Below are 18,113 nucleotides of genomic sequence, written 5' to 3' on the forward strand. Positions count from 1 at the left end.
TCTTTCCTTCCGTGGTGTCGATGTCGTGACTCAATTGACGAGCGAGCCGCTCGCGCATTCGGCGCGGGCCTCGGTCCAGAACTCGATCAGCCGCTGGTAGCTGGCCGCCACCTGCTCGACGACGGCGTCGTCGTCCAGCGTGCCGGCGAACCAGCCGTGCGCGGCTTCGGCGAACAGCGAGCGGCCGATCGCGAAGCCCTTGCACAGCGGCTGCGCGGCCGCGATGCGGAAGCCTTCGCGCAGCGCCTGCTCGCTGGCTTCCATGCCGAGCAGCAGCACGCCGCGGCACAGCGGGTCGTTCGATGCGATCACCGCCTCGATGTGACGCCAGGCCGCATCGCTGGACGGCGGCGGCAGCTTCCACCAGTCGGGGTGGATGCCGGCCGCGTAGAACTGGCGCATCGCGCGCGCCAGCGTCTCGTCGTCAGCCGCCATGCCGCGCGGCGGGATCACCTCCAGCAGCAGCTCGTGGCCGGTCGCGTGGCAGGCCTGGGCCAGCAGGCCGACGCTCGCGACCTGCTGGGCCGCCAGCCCGGCTTCGTCATCGGGGTGGTGGTACACGAGGCACTTCACCACATGCTCCTGCGGCCACGTGCGCAGCGCGAGACCGACGTTGCAGCCGTCCTCGAAATCGAGCGGTCGCGAGCCGGGCAGCTCGACCGGGCGCGCGACCCACAGGCCGACGCCGGTCAGCGGCGGCAGGATCTGCTCGCCGAAGCGGCCGTCGAGGATCACGCCGGCCTCCGGGAACGGCTGGCCCGGGTGGCGCAGCGGGTGTGCCGCACGGGCCGTCGCATGGCCTTGCGCGGCAGCGCGCGCGACCAGCGCCTTGAACTGCGGGATGCGCTCGCGCGGCGTGCCGTGCTTCGCGGCGATCTCCTCGAACTGCGCGCGGTGGTCGAAGGCCAGCACCGCGAGGCCGGGCCACGGGCGGTGCCGGGTCGACGCGCGGTGCAGGTGCTCCAGCTTCGCGTCTTCGCGCAGCCGGTGGTGGCGCGAGCCGTGCGCGAGGAAATGGCTCAGCTCGACCCAGCTGGGCATGGCCGGTGCGCAGCCATGCCGAGACACGACGATCGCGCCGCAGGCATTCGCATAGCGCAGCGCCTGCGGCAGCGGCTCGTCGCGCACCCAGCCGCGCAGCAGCCCGGCCATGAAGGCATCGCCGGCGCCAAGCACGTTGAACACCTCGACCGGGAAGCCGGGGCCGGCGACGCCGTCGTCGAGCCGCGCGGGAATCGCGCCTTCGTAGGCCACGCAGCCCATCGGCCCGCGCTTCATCACGATCAGCGCGGTCGACAGTTCGCGGATGCGGCGCAGCGCGGTCGGTGTGTCGTCGCTGCCGCCGGCGATGTGCACCTCTTCCTCGGTGCCGACCACCAGGTCGCACAGCGGCAGGATCTCCTGCAGCTGCGCGCTGACGGGCGCCGATGCGATGTAGCGCTGCTCGCCGAGGCCCGGCGCGGTCAGGCCCCACAGCACCGGGCGGTAATCGATGTCGAGCACGACGCGCGTGCCGGCCGCGCGTGCCGCGCGCATCGCGGCCAGGCAGGCGGCGCGCGTGCCGGGGCGCGACAGGTGCGTGCCCGAGATCAGCAGCGCGCGGGCGCTGGCGATCACCGCCGGGTCGACGTCGTCCTCGCACAGCGCCATGTCGGCGCAGTTGTCGCGGTAGAACACCAGCGGGAAGGTGTCGCGGTCGCGCAGCCCGAGGAAGACCAGCGCGGTCAGCCGCGCCGGGTCGGTCTTCAGCTGCGACACGTCGACGCCCTCGGCGGCCAGCGTCTCGCGCACGAAGCGGCCGTTGTGCTCGTCGCCGACGCGGCTCAGCATCGCGCAGCGCAGGCCGAGCCGCGACGACCCGACCGCGGTGTTGGCGGGCGAGCCGCCGAGGTATTTCGCAAACGTCTGCACGTCTTCGAGGCGCGCACCGAGCTGCTCGCCATACAGGTCGACGGCGGCCCGCCCGACGCAGACCAGGTCCAGCGCGCGGGCCGCCGGCGGGACGGAATCTCTGACACTCATGCAGCATCTCCATTCAAATGACGGGGTCGGGCCGCCGTGCCGCGGGCCGCGGTGCGGCGCTTCGGCGACGGGCGGCCGGTGGCTTTCTCGTTCGCTTTCCCGGCGGCGAGCTCCGCCAGCCGGTGTCCGGTGGTGACGACGATCGCCTGCGCCAGGCACAGCGGCGCCACCAGCGAGCGGAACACCTGGTCGGACGCCAGGCCGAGCTCGAAGCACACCGTGGCCGAGCGCTTCAGCGGCGACAGCGCGCTGTCGGTGATCGCGATCACCGGCACGCCGGCCTGCTGCGCCGCCTCGGCGGCATCGATCACTTCGCGCGAGTAGCTGTGGAAGCTGGTGACGACCAGCACCTCGTCGCTCGCGATGTTGCGCAGCGATTCGCGCAGCATGCCGCCCAGCCCTTCGAGCAGGTAGGCCTTCAGTTCGAGCTGGCTCAGCGCATAGGCCAGGTAGCTGGCGACCGGGAACGCGCGGCGCTGCGCCAGCACGTGCACGCGGCGCGCGGCGCACAGCAGCTGCACCGCGGCCTTCACGTCGGCCGCGCGCACGCTGTCTTCGAGGTGGCCGAGCTCGGCGATCGCCTCGGCCACGTACTGGTTCAGGAAGCCGCCGCTGGCCGCGCCGTCGCCGCTGCGGCGCTGCTGGTTGATGCGCTCGCGGTAGCTGCCCGAGCGTTCGACCAGGTGGTCGCGGAACACCTGCTGCATCTGCGAGAAGCCGTTGAAGCCGAGCGCATTCGAGAAGCGGATCAGCGACGACGGCTGCACCTGCGCGGCCTCGGCGATCACCGCCACCGTGCCGAGCGCAAGCTCGTTCGGCCGCTCCAGCGCGAAGCGCGCGATGCGCTGCAGCTGCGCCGGCAGGTCCGGGTAGGCGCGCGAGATCGCGTCCTTCAATTCGTCGTAGCTGGCGATGGGGCTCATGAGGCTGAACTGTCTAGGGGGAAGCACCGAGTCGCAATAGGAACAAACATTCTTGCGCTCAGAAACTGTAGAACATATATTCCAACAAGTCCATTGTTCATGTCCAGCGTTCAACATGCTCAGCACCACACGACACGCGCCGATCGCACCGCTTCCGCTCCTGCTCACGGTGGCGGCGCTCGCCAGCACGCCGCTGTGGTTGAGCCAGGTCGGGCTCTACCAGTACCTGGCGCTGGAAATCATGATCTGGATGCTGTTCGCGCTCGGCCACAACCTGCTGCTGGGCTACGGCGGGCTGCCGTCGTTCGGGCATGGCGCGTACTTCGGCATCGGCGCGTATGCGTTCGGGCTGCTGCAGCTGCGCGGTGGCGCCGGGCTGCTGGGCGGCCTGCTCGGCGCGGTGCTCGCAGCGGCAGTGGCCGGTGCGCTGGTCGGCCTGTTCATCTCGCACCGGCGCGGCATCTACTACGCACTGCTGACGATCGCGTTCGGCCAGCTCGCGTGGTTCGTCGCCGGCAAGTGGCACACCGTGACCGGCGGCGAGGACGGGCTGCTGAACATCAGGCGGCCCGACCTGTCGCTCGGCTTCGTCGACATCTCGTTGAAGAGCAACGAGGCCTTCTTCTACTTCGCGCTGGTGGTGTTCGCGCTGGTGCTGATGGCCTTGTGGCGGCTGGTGCACTCGCCGTTCGGCCGCATCCTGCGGGCGATCAAGCAGAACGAGATGCGCGCTGCGTTCGTCGGGCATCCGGTGTGGCTCTACAAGTGGCTGGCCTTCATGATCTCGACCTCGGTCGCGGGGCTGGCCGGCGCGTTGTTCGCGATGGCGCAGCAGTCGGCCTACCCGAACGTGATGAGCCTGCACAACTCCGGCTTCGTCGTGATGATGGTGCTGATCGGCGGCGGGCTGGTGAGCTTCTGGGGCCCGGTGATCGGCGCGCTGGTGTTCATCCTCACCAGAGACCTGCTGGGCGCCTACACCGAGACCTGGCTGCTCTGGTACGGGCTGCTGTTCATCCTGGTCGTGCTGTTCCAGCCCGACGGCGTGGCCGGGGCCTGGCAATCGTGGCGCGCACGCTGCGCCGTCCGCAAGCACGCACCGCCGCAGCCCAACGCGACGCTCGCCACCCCGAAGGAGACCTGATCCGTGGCCTTGTTCGAAGCCCATCAACTGCACAAGCGCTTCGGCGACCAGGTGGTGCTGGAAAGCATCACGCTGTCGTTCGAGGAGAAGCAGCTCACCGGGATCATGGGTCCCAACGGTGCCGGCAAGACGACCTGCTTCAACGTGCTGACCGGCCGCTACACGCCCGACCGCGGCAGCGTGCGCTTCGCCGGCGAGGACATCACCGGGCTGTCGCCGCGGCAGATCGCGCGGCGCGGGCTGTCGCGGTCGTTCCAGATCATGAACCTGTTCGACGACGAGACGACGCTCGACAACGTGCTGATCGCGCTGCCGGCGGTGCGCGAGCAAGGCATGTCGATGTGGCGCGACCTCGGCCGCTTCAGCCGCGGGCGCGAGCTGGCCATGGCGGTGCTCGACCGGGTGGGGCTCGCGGCCAAGGCGTCGTCGATGGCGGGTGCGCTGTCGTACGGCGAGCGGCGCGCACTGGAGATCGGCGTCGCGCTCGCGACCGATCCGCGGCTGCTGTTCCTGGACGAACCGACTGCCGGGCTGGGCGCCGAAGGCACGGCCCGCGTGGCCGAGCTGATCGCACAGCTGAAGCGCGAGTTGACGATCGTGATCATCGAGCACGACATGCGCTTCCTGTTCGGCCTGGCCGACAAGATCAACGTGATCCACTGGGGCCAGGTGATCGCCGAAGGCACGCCAGCGCAGCTGCGCGACAACCCGTGGGTGCAACGCTCGAACCTGGGGACCTTGTCATGAGTGCCGTGTTGAAGCCGCAGCCCGCCATTCTGGAGATCCACGGCATCGAGACCTTCTATGCCGAGACGCAGGCGCTGTTCGGCGTGTCGCTCAGCATCGCGCCGGGCGAGGTGGTGTCGCTGCTCGGGCCGAACGGTGCCGGCAAGACGACGACTCTGCGCTCGATCCTCGGGCTGACGCCGCCGAAGCGCGGCAGCGTGCGCTTCGACGGGGTCGACATCACGCAGGTGCCGACGCACCGCATCGCCGGCATGGGCATCGGCTGGGTGCCGGACGACCGGCGCATCTTCCCGACGCTGACGGTGGCGCGCAACCTCGCGATCGCACGCAAGAAGACGCGCTTCCGGGCGTGGAGCGAGAAGGAGTGCTTCGAGATCTTCTCGGCGATGGAGTACCTGATGGGCCGCGAGTGCGAGAACCTGTCGGGCGGCGAGATGCAGATGGTGGCGATCTCGCGCGCGCTGATCGGCTCGCCGGGGCTGGTGCTGTTCGACGAGCCGAGCCAGGGCCTCGCGCCGAAGGTGGTGCAGGACGTGATGTCGACCGTCATGCGCTTGAAGCGCGAGGGGGTGGCGGTGCTGCTGGTGGAGCAGAACGTCGAGAGTGCGCTGGCGGTGTCGGACCGCGCGTACGTGATGCACCAGGGCCGCATCGTGCACGAGGGCAGCGCCGCGGCGCTGCGCGGCGACGCGGCACTGCAACGCAAGCTGCTGGGAGTCTGACGAGATGGCTGCACCGATTCTTCATGTCGACGGCTTGCGCAAGCAGTACCGGCGCGGCTGGCCGAACCGGCAGACGACGTTCTCGCTGGAGGCCGACTTCCAGGTCGACGGGCCCGGCATCATCGGCGTGATGGGCGCCAACGGCGCCGGCAAGACGACGATGTTCGAGCTGATCACCGGCGGCAATGCGCCGAGCGGCGGGCGCGTGATGGTGGCCGGGCAGGACATCCACAAGGTGCGCTACCGCGAGCGCGACCGGCTGGCGCTGCACTACCACCAGTCCTACCAGGTGCGCTCGTTCAAGCGCGACCGGCCGAACTTCATGCTGGAGCACGCCGGCGCCGACCGCGCGGTGGTGCACCTGTTCGACGAGCCGCAGTTCAACACGCAGGACGGCTACATCGGCTTCATGCTGGCGTTCTTCCGCAAGCTGCGCAGCCAGGGTAAGCTGGTGTTCCTGTGCCTGCACCCGAACGAGCCGGTGCACATGGAGATTCTGGCCGACATCTGCGAGCGCTACATCTTCGTGCACAAGGATGAAAGCCGGGTCAGCCGGCTGATGCATGCGACGACGATGGGGGAGCTGTGCACGCATGCGAGCGTGCGGGGGTACCTGGGGAAGCTGGCGCCGGGCTGACGACCCACCACCGTTCGCGCTGAGCCTGTCGAAGCGCTGGTCGCTGGCTTCGACAGGCTCAGCCCGAACGGAGGTGCGCGAACGGGGCTTCGACGGGCTCAGCCCGAACGGGCCTTTTGCTCACGTCCAACGGGCCCTTTGCTCGTCCGATCTTCTGCTCGTTCGAACAGGCCCAGCTCACACCCGAACAGCCACCCTCTGCATCAGCTTCACCAATTCCTCCGGCTGCGGCATGTCCTCGGTGCGATACACCAGCCGCGCCTGCCGGTCGAACACGAAGGCCTGCGCGGTGTGGCGGTCGGTGCCCGGCGCGCGGCCGCGCAGGAAATCGAGCAGCGGATCGACGTCCTTCAGCTTCGGCAGCGCGGCTGCCCAGCGCGGCGATTGCGCGCCGAACTTCGCGAGCCAGGCGCGCATCGCCGGCAGGTCGTCGCCGAGCGGGTCGATCGACAGCGACAGCAGCCGCAGCCCCGCGCCCTCCTTCGCGAGCCGTGCCTGCGCATCGGCGAACACCGCGCCCTGGATCGGGCAGGTCGCGCTGCAGCCCGTGAACATCAGTTGCACCGCCGTGACCTGCCCCGTCAGCAGCGACGGCAACGCCACCGACTTGCCGGCCATGTCCTGCACCGACAGCCCCGGCGCCGGCAACGCCGGCTGCACCGGGCCGAAGGAGCCGTGCGCCGCCGCCTCGTTCCACAGCAGGCCGCAGGCAGCCGCGCCGAGAAGCCACTCACGCCGCGTCGTCATCGCGTCTCTCCCCCATCGACCAGGTAGGCCCACAGCGCCTTGCACTGCGCATCGTCGATCGCATAGCGCGGCATCTGCCGCGGGATCAGCATGATGGCCGGGTCGATGCCGGTGCGCAGCAATCGGCAGAACGCCGCTTCGTCATAGCGCGACGGCGGCCCGCCGCGTCGCGCGATCGGGCCCAGCAGGCGCTCGCGCGTCAGCAGCGGTGCGAACGATGCGGCACCGGACGCCGCCTGCGCCGCGCTGTCGCGCGAGTGGCAGTTGGTGCAGCGCGTCGCGAGCGGCGGCAGCGGCTGCGCATGCCCGTTGATCGTGCCGGGGAGAGCGACCTCGCCGCGATACAGCTGGCGGCCAAGCTCGAGGGCGGGATCGGCGGAGGCAGTCGCAGCGCACACGGTCAGGAAGGCGCCCATCCACCAGGACTTCGACAGGCTCAGTCCGAACGGAAAACCCCCGTTCGTCCTGAGCTTGTCGAAGGGCCTGCTCGCGTCGCACCAAGGCTTCGACAGGCTCAGCCCGAACGGGGGGTGTTCGCGTGCCACCTTGTCCCGCGCTCCCCTACCGCACCACCACGCTGTACATGCTGTTCCCTCCATTGCCCACCGGCCCCAGGTTCACCGTGCCGGCCGGGAAGCTCTTCGTCCACACGCTGAAGCTGCGTGCCGTGCCTGCCTCGTCGGTCGTCATCTTGAGCCCGGTGTTCGACCACCCCGCCATCCACGCGAACGCGCCGGTGAAGCGGTCGTCGACCGTCAGGTACACATCCGCTGGCTGGTTCAGCGTGAAGCTCACCGTCGGGTTGCCGGTGAAGGTCTTCGAATCGTTCGCGCTGCGCAACCAGGGAGAACCCGACAGCACCGCCGGCAGCCCGGTGATCGTGAAGGTGCGGTCGCCGAACTGCAGCCCGCCCGACTGCAGGTTGGCCTGCACCGACCAGTCCACCGCGTTCGCGGTGTCCAGCACCGACAGGCCGCCGATCGTCGCCGCGCTGATCGCATCGTTGCTGTCGTCGATCTGCTGCAGATAGGCCACCAGCTGCGTGCGCTGCGCCGCCGTCAGGCTGCCCGCCGCGCCGTGCTGGTTGGCCGCGTTGGCGGTGGTCAGCACGTCCAGCAGCGTGGCCGCCGAGCCGTCGTGCAGGTACGGCCCGCTCGCCCACACGCCCTTCAGCGTCGGCGTGTCCAGCCCGGTCAGCGTCTGCCCGAGCCGCTTGCCCGACGACGCCTTGATCGTGCCGACATTGCGCAGCACGCCGCCGGCACTGTCGGTCACGTCGACCCCGCCGTGGCAGGCCAGGCACCCACCCGCGCCGCGGAACAGCGCCTGCCCGGCCACCGCATCGGCCGTCAGCGTGCCGTTCGCATTGCGCAGCGGGCTCGCATCGCTCGCCTTCAGCGAGGCCACGTACGCCGCCAGTGCATCCAGGTCGGCACTGACCCCCGCCTTGCGGTCGCCCAGCGGCTGCGAACGCGTGCCGGTGTTGAACTGCGCATCGCTCATCAGCCCGGTGCCGAGCGCGAAGTTGCGGATCTGGCCCTCGAAGTCCTGGATCTCGTCGAAGTTGCCGGTCCAGTGCTGGTTGCCATGCGCCCCGGCCCGCCCGCGCAGCGGGATCGTGTTGCGCAGGCCTTCGCCGAGGCCGGTGAAGTCCCAGGTGCGGCCGTCCTGCCCGCCGTCGTTGTGGCACGACGCGCAGCTCATGTAGGCATCGCGCGCCAGCCGCGTGTCGGCCGCGTCGTAGAACAGCTTCTTGCCGGTCAGCACGTTGGCGGCCAGCTTCTCCGTGCCGACCGCGCCGGCATTCGCCAGCAGCGGCAGGTTCAGCTCGCCGAAGTTCACCAGGCGCGCCAGGTCGTAGACGCCGAGCGTGCGGTCCATGAAGTTGTTGACGTACAGCTTCAGCCCGTCGGCCGACACCGCCACCGCCTGCGGCGCGCGACCCACCGGGAAGCGGTAGATCTCGGCCTTGCCGACCGGGTCGACCACCGCCACCTCGCGGCTGGTCTCGAGCGCGACGAACAGGTAGGCGCCGGTCGGGTGGAAGGCCGCGCCGCTGCCGACGCCGGAGTTGTCGTGGTCGATGCGCGCCGGGTAGTCCTCGGCCCAGCCGGCCAGGTCGATGCGCGAACTGATTGCCCGCACCGTGTTCTGGAAGTCGAGGTTGTTGCCGTCGCGCAGCGTGCCGCGCAGCAGGTTGTCCTGCTTGGCCGGCACCCAGGCGCTCTGGCCGTCCGGCGAGATCACCGCCGGCGCCAGGTAGTTCGGGATGCCGCGGCCCTGCAGCAGGCTGTCGGGCTTGTCGCTGTGCTGCAGCACGACGGTGCGCTCCACCGCCATCGCCGCCGTCACGACGACCACCTCGCCGCCCTTCTTGACGCCGCCCACCGCGGTCTGCACGCTGGCCGTGCCCTCGCCCGGCAGCGCCGGCGAGATGAAGCGCGACACCAGCACGCGGTCGCTCGGCGCCGTCACCGACACGTGGCGCGGATTGGCACCGACCGCCACGCTGCCGAGCGTCGCACCGGTCGATGCGTTCAGCTTCAGCAGCTGGCCCGTGCCTTCGAGCGCGACGTACGCCGCGCTGCCATCGGGCGCGAACGCCAGCCCGAACGGCTGCGACGCGCGCGGCAAGGCCACCGTCTGCGCGACCGCCAGCGTGCCGGCGTTGACGATGCTGATCGTCGCGTCGCCCTTGTTGACGATCCACATCCGGCCGTCCGGGGCGCGCGCCACGCTGCGCGGCCGCGCGCCGACCGCGATCTCGCCGACCCGCGCGTTGGTGCTGCCGTTGAAGACGCTGACGCTGTCGTTGTCCTGGTTGACCAGCCAGACGCGCGGCGTCGTGCCGGGCTCCAGCGCGATCGTCGACGACGAGGTCGGGCGTGCCGCGGTCGCCGCGGCGTACACCGCCTGCTTGAAGGTGCGCGAGGTCACGACGTTGTTCGCGTCGATCGCCTCGACCGTCACGTTGTAGAGGCCCGGCGCGGCATACGTGTGGGCGATCGACGTCGCGGTGGCGTACGCCGTCTGCGCCGTGCCGTCGCCGAAGGTCCAGCGGTAGCGCGTGCCGGTGCCGCCGTTCGACGCGACATTGAAGGTGACGCTGCCGCCCGAGGCGACCGGCGCCGCCGCGACCGGGTCGATCACGAAGGCCGCCGCGCTGACGTTCCAGCCGAACGCCGCGCTCGCGGTGCCGCCGTGGCCGTCGTTGACGCCGACGGTCACCGCGAAGTTGCCGACCGTGGTCACCGTGCCGCTGATGAGCCCGCTCGTCGCATTGATCGACAGCCCGTTCGGCAGCCCGGTCGCCGTGTACGTGAGCGCATCGCCATCCGGATCGCCGGCGCTGACGCCGAACGACACCGCCTGGCCGACCAGATTGTTGCGGTTGGCGATCGGCGCAATCGCTGGTGCACGGTCGACCGTCACGGTCTTCTCCGAACTGCGGTCCGGGAAGTCGTTGAAGTTGCCGCTCTTCAGCAGCGACCAGTTGACGCCGTCGTTGCCGATGTAGAAGTTGTACGCGGCGATGATGCCGTTCAGCCCGCCGGCCGCCGGCCGCGGCAGGTACTTGAAGCCGCCGATGCCGCGTGCCGTGCCCAGGTTCACGATGAAGCGGTGCGGCAGCGGCGCGTTGCCGCCGGTGTACTTCGTGTGCCAGAAGGTTGCTGCATCGCCGTCGATCGCGGCAGCGCCGGAGTTCTGCCCGCTCGCCGCCTCCTGGCTGTCGACCTGAACCGTCCAGCCGGTGCGCGGGATCACCGCGCCGGCGCGGTCGAGCAGGTTGAACTCGGCCATTGAGGTCCAGGCGTTGCCGCCCTGCTCCGACACCGCTTCCAGCATCACGTACTGCACCGTCGCGCCGAGCACCGGCGTGACGTTCCACGCGAGCATCGTGCTGCTGGTGGCCACGTCGTTGCGCGTGCTGACCGTGACGACGTACTGGCCCACCGTGGTCGGCGTGCCGGTGATCGCGCCGGTGGTGGTGTTCAGCGACAGGCCCGGCGGCAGGCCGGTGGCCGACCAGGTCAGCGTGCCGGTCGGCGTGGTGGCGGCCAGTGCGAGGCTCACCGCATTGCCGCTGATGCTGCTCTGCGTGCCGGGGTTGACCAGTTTCGGCGCGGCGTCGCCACTGACGCGAACCATCTTGGCCACCGACGGCGTGCCGGCCGCGTTCATCGCGAACAGCATGTAGTAGCCGGGCAGCAGCACGCCGGGGTTCGACGGCAGCGCCAGCGAGTACGCATTGGTGCCGGTGGTCGTGAACTGCAGCGGGATGCGGCGCTGGTCGTTGTTGACGGTGTGCGTGGTCGAGCCGACGCGCACCAGCGAGAACTGAGTGACCGCGGCATTCGTCGTCACCGCGATGTTGGTGCCCTGCGTCGCGGTGGCCGGCGCGGTGCTGATCGCCGGCCGCGTCGCCGCCGTGCCGTCGTCGTTCAGCAGGTAGTGCGGCGTCAGGATCTGCGCGTTCGCATGGTTGGTCGAGCAGCTGCCGCACAGGCCGCTGCCGGCCGTCAGCACGCGCGCGTCGGGCAGCAGCAGCGCGATGCTGTGGTAGTTGCGCGGCACGCCGATCGGTGGCAGCGGCACGAAGGTTTCGGTGGCGGGGTTCCACAGCTCGGGCACCAGCGCCGAGTTGTCGTCGGACCACGGGTGGCCGAAGCTGTGGCCGCCGACCACCAGCACCTGCCCGTTCGGCAGCACGACGCCGTTGCTGAAGATGCGCGAATACGCCATCGGCGCGACCTTGCGCACCGAGACGCCGGCGTTCACATCGATCACGTAGGCGCGGTTGTTGGCGTTCTGCCCTTCATAGGCCGGCGCGCCGCCGACCTTCAGGATCTTGCCGATGTCGTACATCACCGCGTTGCCGCTCTGGCTGTACGCATCGTCGCCGCGCGTGCCGGCGGGCGTGATGCTGCCGTTGCCTTGCGTGTCGATCCAGTTCATGTTGGCGGCCGGGCCGGCGTGCAGCACCTTGCCGTTCGGTGCCGGGAACAGCCACATGTGGTTGTCGGCGCGGAACGCGAAGTCGGGGTCGTTGCCGAGCGCCGCATCGACCGGCACGCCGGTGAGCCGCGCCCAGCCACCGGCGGCGGTCCAACGCTCGCCGTGCTTGTTGCCGCGCCCGCCGCTCCACGATCCGCCGAGCGTGAAGACCGAGCCGTCGGCGAGGATCGTGTTGGCGTTGTAGCCGCGCGGGATCGTCATCGTTGCGCCGGTGCTCCAGGCATTCGCCACCGGGTCGTAGATCGTGGTCTTGCCGCTGTCCTTGCCGCCGTTGACGAGGATGCGCCCGTCCGGCAGGTTGGTCGTGCCGGTGCAGAACATGTCGTGACCAGTCTGCGTCACCAGCGTCTCGCTGGCGGTCTGCGTGGCTGGGTCGAACAGCGTCGTGTAGGTCTGGCCGCTGGGCGCGCCGTCGGTAAAGCGGTCGGACGAGGACCACAGCATCACCCTGCCGTTCGGCAGCAGCGCGGCCGACGGCGTCACCATCGACAGCGGGATCAGCGGGGTCCACTGGCCGGCACCGGGCGCCGCCACCGCGGCGGCGCGCTCGGTGGGCGGCGCGCCGGCCTCGGCAGAGGTGGGCGTCGGCGCCGGGTCGTTGCCGCCGCCACCGCAGGCTGCCAGCAGCAGCGCACCAATCAGCGAGGCGCACCGCGGCGCACCGGCTCGGAATGAACGGGTCATGCTTGTCTCCTGCCCGGCACATGCGGTGGCTGCGTGGCCTGCGCTGCACCTTGTCTTTGAACGTATGTTCTATTTTTACTATATGTAGAACATGCGCTCTTTTTACAGCGCCGGCAGGGCGGTGTCAACGCGGGTCGGCCCGACGCGGTGTAACGAACTGAGGCGCATGCCTTTGCTCGCTCACGGTGTACTGAGCGAGCAAAGGCGCGAGCGGGGGGTGCGGGGCTCGCCGGACGGAGCGGTCCTCGCCCCTGGCGGGGCGATGACTCCCCTGCGCTGTACAGTTTGATGGCCCGTCCCTATTGGCGCTCCCCACACCCCCCGCCCGCGCCTTTGCTGAACCAGTGGCGTACTTCGCCGATGTGCCAGCCGAGTGCCAGTCTCCCGTTCGGACTGACTTTGTCGAGGGCCACGCGCGCTTCGAGCACACCCTTCGACGGACGGGCCCTCGACAAGCTCGGTCCCTGCTCAGGTCCTTCGACAGGCTCAGGATGATCGGGGGGGTTTTCGCACGCACAGAATCGATGTGTCGCAAAGGCGCGTGCGGGGAGGCTGTGGAGCGCCAATAAGGAGGGGGCGCCGGAGCTGGCTGGTTTCATGGCCTCGCGCGAAGCGCGATCGTGAACTGACTGTCGCCGACTGTTTGACCACAACGAACGAAGTGAGTGACGGGAGTTTCGGCGACAGGCCATGAAACCAGTCAGCGCAGGGAAGTCTTCGCCCCGCCAGGGGCGAAGACCGCACCTGACGGCGCGCCACAGCCTCCCCGCACGTGCCTTCGGCGCCAATGCGCCATCAGTCGGGCGCAACGGGTGGCACCGTCAACGCACTACGGCGCCGCTGCAGCATCCACGCGATGACCAGCACCAGCCCCCACGCCACCACGTAAGACAGGCCGGCCCCGAGCGCCGGCAAGGCCAGCGCGAGCACCATGAAGAACGCGCCGAAGCCGACCATGCCGCGCACGAAGCCGGCCAGCAGCTCGATGGTGGCATCGGCACCGTGCCGCGCACGCGTGAAGCACGGCAGCACGTTGCCGGTGATCGGCAGCGCGAGCATCAGCCCGCTGACCGCCGCCGGGAACACCGACGCGCCGCCCATGATCGCGGCCGCCAGCGCCGCGGCCGCGGCCACGCGCAGCACCAGCTCGATCGACGGGATGTGCAGCACCGTGCGTTCGCGCCGGTGCGCCGGCATCAGCCGCAGCCCTGCCCACGGTGCGAGCGCCGCCAGCACGCAGGCCGCCGGCAGCGGCAACGCGATCCACACCAGCAGGCCGCCGACCGCGAGGAACACCGCGTTCGCGAGCAGCAGCGCCACCCACCACGGCCCGCGGCGCACTGCATGCGCAAAGGCCACCATGTGCGACACCATCGCCGGGTACGCAACCAGCGTCGCGACCGCGATCGCATGCGCCTGCGACAGCGGCGCCTGCCACAGCACGAAGCCGATGATCGGCCCGGCAATCATCGGCAGGCCCGACAAGGTGCCCGCGACGCCATGACCGAAGCGCTTCGCGGCGACGCTGGCCGCGAGCACGACCGCGCAGACCAGCGCGAGCTTCAGCAGGAACATCGAGGGGAAGAAAAAAGAATGGGCCCGCCGGCAGGAACTGGAGAACTGCGACAGCGGGCCCGAAGGTCCGGCCGGAGGGAGGAGAGGGCCGGACAACTCGGCCGGAGGGAGGTATTGGCCGAGCGGGTCGAAGTGTAGGGAGCGTTCACCTCCTGGCCCACCCGCCTACACCGGTCCATCTGTACTGACATCGTTTTCCTCTCGCGGTTGGCCCCCTCAGGCCGCCCCGTAGCCGCCGCCGCCCGGCGTCTCGACCACGAACACGTCGCCCGGCCCCATCGCCACCGAGCCGATGTGGTCCAGCGTCTCGACCTGGCCATCGGCCCGCTCGACGCGGTTGATGCCCGGCTTGCCGGCCGATCCACCGGCCATGCCGAACGCGCCGGCATGCCGCCCGTTCGACAGGATCGACGCCGTCATCGGCTCGAGGAAGCGCACGCGCCGCACGCCGCCGTCGCCGCCGCGGTGGCGCCCGCTGCCGCCCGAGCCGGGCCGGATCTGGTAGCTCTCCAGCCGCACCGGGAAGCGGAATTCGAGCACCTCCGGGTCGGTCAGCCGCGAGTTCGTCATGTGCGTCTGCACGACCGAGGTGCCGTCGAAATCCGGCCCGGCGCCCGAGCCGCCGGAGATCGTCTCGTAGTACTGGTAAGTGGCATTGCCGAAGGTGAAGTTGTTCATCGTGCACTGGCCGGCCGCCATCACGCCGAGCGCGCCGTACAGCGCGTTGGTGATGCAGGTCGAGGTCTCGACGTTGCCGGCCACCACCGACGCCGGCGGGTTCGGGTTCAGCATCGAGCCCTCGGGGATGATCACCTGCAGCGGCTTCAGGCAGCCGGCATTCAGCGGGATGTCGTCGTTGACCAGCGTGCGGAACACGTACAGCACCGCCGCCATGCAGACCGCACGCGGCGCGTTGAAGTTGTTCGTCAGCTGGGCCGACGTCCCGGTGAAATCGATCACCGCGCTGCGCGCCTGCTCGTTGACCCGGATCGCCACGCTGATGCGCGCGCCGTTGTCCAGCGGCAGCGTGAACGCGCCGTCCTTCAGCCGGGTGATCACGCGGCGCACCGATTCCTCGGCGTTGTCCTGCACATGGCGCATGTAGGCCTGCACCACGTCGAGCCCGAACTGCAGCACCATCTTGCGCAGCTCCTGCACGCCCTTCTCGTTGGCGGCGATCTGCGCCTTCAGGTCGGCGATGTTCTGCTGCGGGTTGCGCGACGGGTGCGGGCCGCTCTTCAGCAGCGCCAGCATCTCGGCCTCGCGCAGCACGCCGGCCTCGACCAGCTTGACGTTGTCGATCTGCACGCCCTCTTCGTCGATGCGCGTCGAGAACGGCGGCATCGACCCGGGCGTGATGCCGCCGATGTCGGCATGGTGGCCGCGCGAGCCGACATAGAACAGCGGCTTGTCGCCGGCCGCCTCGGTCGGGTAGACCGGCGTCACCACCGTCACGTCGGGCAGGTGCGTGCCGCCGTGGTACGGGTCGTTCAGCACGAAGACGTCGCCCGGCCGCATGCGCCCGGCGTTGCCGTGGATCACCGTCTTGATCGACTCGCTCATCGAGCCCAGGTGCACCGGCATGTGCGGCGCGTTGGCGATCAGGTTGCCGTCGGCGTCGAACAGCGCGCAGCTGAAGTCGAGCCGCTCCTTGATGTTCACCGAGTACGCGGTGTTCTGCAGCTGCAGCCCCATCTGCTCGGCGATGTTCATGAACAGGTTGTTGAACACCTCCAGCATCACCGGGTCGACCGTGGTGCCGATCGCGCGGCGCGCCTCGCGTGGCTGCACGCGGTCGAGCAGCAGGTGGTCGTACGCGGTGACGCGGGCGCGCCAGCCGGGCTCGACGACGGTGGTCGCGGTCTTCTCGGCGATGATGGCCGGGCCGTCGATGGTGTGGCCCGGCAGCGCGTCCTCGCGCACCACCAGCGCCGCATCCCACCAGCGGCCGCCGCTGAACAGCTGCACCGTCTCGCGCACCGGCGCCGCGCCGCTGGCGGCCAGCGCATGGCGCGGCTCGACCGGCGCATCGCCGGCACCCACCGCCTCGACCGACACCGCCTCGACCACCAACCGGCGCTCGCTCATCAGGAACGCGAAGCGCTGGCGGTACGCCGCCTCGAACGCGGCCTGGATGGCGTCCGGCGTGCCGAACGGCACCACCAGCGCCGAATCGGTGCCCTCGTAGCGCACATGCACGCGGCGCAGCACCGTCACCGCGGCGCTGCTGGTGCCCTGGCGCTTCAGCTCGCCTTCGGTCTCGGCGGCCAGCGCATCGAGCAGCTCGGTCACCGCCGGCAGCGCGCCGGCCAGCGGCAGTTCGACCGCGCGCTCGCGCAGCACGGCCTGGTCGGCCAGCCCCATGCCGTAGGCCGACAGCACGCCGGCCAGCGGGTGCGCGAACACCCGGTTCATGCCGAGCGCATCGGCGACGCGGCAGGCGTGCTGGCCGCCGGCGCCGCCGAAGCACTGCAGCGCGTAGCGCGTCACGTCGTAGCCGCGCGCCACCGAGATCTTCTTGATCGCATTGCCCATCGCCCCAACCGCGATGTCGATGAAGCCTTCGGCCACCTCCTCCGGCGAACGCTTCACGCCGGTCGCGCGCTCGATGTCGGCCGCCATCTCGCCGAACTTGCGCAGCACCACGTCGCGGTCGAGCGATTCGTCGGCATGCGGCCCGAAGACCTTCGGGAAATACGCCGGCTGGATCTTGCCGAGCATCACGTTCGCATCGGTCACCGCGAGCGGGCCGCCGCGGCGGTAGCAGGCCGGGCCGGGGTTCGCGCCGGCGCTCTCCGGCCCGGCGCGAAAGCGCGCGCCGTCGAAGCTGAGGATCGAGCCGCCGCCGGCCGCCACCGTGTGGATGCTCATCATCGGCGCGCGCATGCGCACGCCGGCCACCTGCGTCTCGAACGCACGCTCGAACTCGCCGGCGAAGTGGCTCACGTCGGTCGACGTGCCGCCCATGTCGAAGCCGATCACCTTGACGTCGGCCACCGCATTGCCGTTCGCCCCGGCCGGCAGGTCGTCGGCCTGCAGGCCCAGCGGCGACAGCCCGAGCTGCGCGGTGCGCACCATGCCGACGATGCCGCCGGCCGGGCCGGACAGGATCGCGTCCTTGCCCTGGAAGGCATGCGCATCGGTCAGCCCGCCGGACGACTGCATGAAGAACAGCTTCACGCCGGGCATCTCGCCGGCGACCTGCTCGACGTAGCGGCGCAGGATCGGCGACAGGTAGGCGTCGACCACCGTGGTGTCGCCACGGCCGACCAGCTTCATCAGCGGGCTGACCTCGTGCGACACGCTGATCTGCGGAAAGCCGATGCGCTGCGCGATCGCCTTCGCCGCCAGCTCGTGCGCGGTGAAGCGGTAGCCGTGCATGAAGACGATCGCGACGCTGCGCAGCCCGGCGTCGTAGGCGCCTTGCAGCTCGGTCTGCAGCTGCGCCTGGTCGAGCGCCTCGATCACGTCGCCCTTCGCGCCGACACGCTCGCGCGCTTCGATCACGCGGCTGTACAGCAGCTCGGGCAGCTGGATGTGGCAGTCGAAGATGCGCGGCCGGTCTTGATAGGCGATGCGCAATGCATCGCGGAACCCGCGCGTCGTGACCAGCAGCGTCGGCTCGCCCTTGCGTTCGAGCAGCGCATTGGTCGCGACCGTGGTGCCCATCTTCACGCACTCGACGCGCTCGGCCGGAAACGGCTCGCCCGGCTTCAGGCCGAGCAGGTGGCGGATGCCGGCGACTGCGGCATCGCGGTACTGCTCGGGGTTCTCGCTGAGCAGCTTGTGGGTGACCAGCACGCCGTCGGGCCGCTTCGCGACCACGTCGGTGAACGTGCCGCCGCGGTCGATCCAGAACTGCCAGCGGTCGGTGCCTTGAACTTGAGCTTGCATGG

At 70.1% G+C, this 18,113-nt stretch carries 11 protein-coding genes; 4 read left to right on the forward strand and 7 right to left on the reverse strand.

The features are described 5' to 3' along the window. Nucleotides 1-30 precede the first annotated feature (30 nt). Entirely contained in the window at nt 31-2,022 is a 1,992-nt protein-coding gene (iolC, locus tag ASC98_RS06860; protein WP_056806516.1) for a 5-dehydro-2-deoxygluconokinase, read from the reverse strand. Next, nucleotides 2,019-2,945, reverse strand: a complete 927-nt coding sequence (locus ASC98_RS06865; RefSeq protein WP_056806521.1) for a MurR/RpiR family transcriptional regulator — start codon at nt 2,943-2,945, stop codon at nt 2,019-2,021. Before ASC98_RS06865 ends, iolC begins: the two co-directional genes overlap by 4 nt. 169 nt (nt 2,946-3,114) lie before the next feature. Between ASC98_RS06865 and ASC98_RS06870 the strand changes: the two genes are divergently transcribed. The 4 genes from ASC98_RS06870 to ASC98_RS06885 are packed head-to-tail and all read left to right on the forward strand — an operon-like array spanning nt 3,115 to nt 6,195. Then, nucleotides 3,115-4,089: a branched-chain amino acid ABC transporter permease gene (locus ASC98_RS06870; protein WP_235581194.1), complete on the forward strand. Its 975-nt coding sequence runs from the start codon at nt 3,115-3,117 to the stop codon at nt 4,087-4,089. 3 nt (nt 4,090-4,092) lie between these two features. Beyond that, complete coding sequence (locus tag ASC98_RS06875; protein WP_056806527.1) at nt 4,093-4,836, forward strand: ABC transporter ATP-binding protein; 744 nt, start codon at nt 4,093-4,095, stop codon at nt 4,834-4,836. After that, nucleotides 4,833-5,558, forward strand: coding sequence for an ABC transporter ATP-binding protein (locus ASC98_RS06880; RefSeq protein ID WP_056806530.1), 726 nt, complete (start codon nt 4,833-4,835; stop codon nt 5,556-5,558). Before ASC98_RS06875 ends, ASC98_RS06880 begins: the two co-directional genes overlap by 4 nt. 4 nt (nt 5,559-5,562) lie before the next feature. Then, nucleotides 5,563-6,195 carry an ATP-binding cassette domain-containing protein gene (locus ASC98_RS06885; protein WP_082542022.1) on the forward strand — a complete coding sequence of 211 codons (633 nt, stop codon included), beginning with the start codon at nt 5,563-5,565 and terminating at the stop codon, nt 6,193-6,195. A 177-nt stretch (nt 6,196-6,372) separates the two neighbouring features. Here ASC98_RS06885 and ASC98_RS06890 read toward each other — a convergent pair whose 3' ends face one another. The 5 genes from ASC98_RS06890 to ASC98_RS06910 form a co-directional block, all read right to left on the reverse strand. After that, nucleotides 6,373-6,942, reverse strand: a complete 570-nt coding sequence (locus ASC98_RS06890; RefSeq protein ID WP_056806533.1) for an SCO family protein — start codon at nt 6,940-6,942, stop codon at nt 6,373-6,375. After that, nucleotides 6,939-7,340: a hypothetical protein gene (locus ASC98_RS06895; protein ID WP_157598020.1), complete on the reverse strand. Its 402-nt coding sequence runs from the start codon at nt 7,338-7,340 to the stop codon at nt 6,939-6,941. Before ASC98_RS06895 ends, ASC98_RS06890 begins: the two co-directional genes overlap by 4 nt. 163 nt (nt 7,341-7,503) lie before the next feature. Continuing rightward, nucleotides 7,504-12,642, reverse strand: coding sequence for a putative Ig domain-containing protein (locus ASC98_RS06900; RefSeq protein ID WP_056806538.1), 5,139 nt, complete (start codon nt 12,640-12,642; stop codon nt 7,504-7,506). 795 nt (nt 12,643-13,437) lie between these two features. Continuing rightward, nucleotides 13,438-14,217: a hypothetical protein gene (locus tag ASC98_RS06905; RefSeq protein WP_056806540.1), complete on the reverse strand. Its 780-nt coding sequence runs from the start codon at nt 14,215-14,217 to the stop codon at nt 13,438-13,440. 216 nt (nt 14,218-14,433) lie between these two features. After that, nucleotides 14,434-18,111: a hydantoinase B/oxoprolinase family protein gene (locus ASC98_RS06910; RefSeq protein WP_056806544.1), complete on the reverse strand. Its 3,678-nt coding sequence runs from the start codon at nt 18,109-18,111 to the stop codon at nt 14,434-14,436. Between the last annotated feature and the right edge of the window lie 2 nt (nt 18,112-18,113).

The organism is Rhizobacter sp. Root1238 (assembly GCF_001425825.1).
In the GTDB taxonomy this organism is placed as follows: Bacteria; Pseudomonadota; Gammaproteobacteria; order Burkholderiales; family Burkholderiaceae_C; genus Rhizobacter.